This window comes from Halorubrum sp. Atlit-28R, from assembly GCF_003665955.1.
Taxonomy (GTDB): Archaea; Halobacteriota; Halobacteria; order Halobacteriales; family Haloferacaceae; genus Halorubrum; species Halorubrum tropicale.
The window spans coordinates 1-442 of record NZ_QPLS01000267.1; the positions used below are offsets into that span (position 1 = coordinate 1).

General features: G+C 54.5%; 1 protein-coding gene. It reads left to right on the forward strand.

Annotated elements, in window-relative coordinates; all coding sequences use genetic code 11:
* The coding region (locus DVK06_RS18820; protein ID WP_121601170.1) for a hypothetical protein at window positions 1-442 on the forward strand (442 nt) is incomplete at both ends.

The window sequence follows — 442 nt, forward strand, 5'->3', positions numbered from 1 at the left end:
CCTTACGCCGGCCAGGAAAAGCGGGCGATCAAGGCATTATCGGAGCAGGAAATCAGCGATTATCTTAACGGCCGCGGCATGGGAACGTCAAAGGCTGCCGAACTCAACCGCTATCCCGGGCCGAGACACGTACTGGACGAGGCCAAGAAACTTGGGCTCTCTGCAGCCCAATCGGCCGAAACACAACAAGCCTACGATGCAATGGCGCAAAACGCGATGCGGATCGGGAAACTGATTGTGGACAAGGAGGCAGAATTGGAAAGCTTGTACGCCCAACAAAAGGCCACTGAAGAAAATACGGCACGCCTGGTGAAAGAGCTGGCACACCTGCAGGCCGACTTTCGGTTGGTGCATTTGAACGCACACCTCGCCATGCGCCGAATTCTGTCAAATCAGGAAATAGAAATGTATCAGCAGGTACGCGGTTATGGCAGCACCAAGT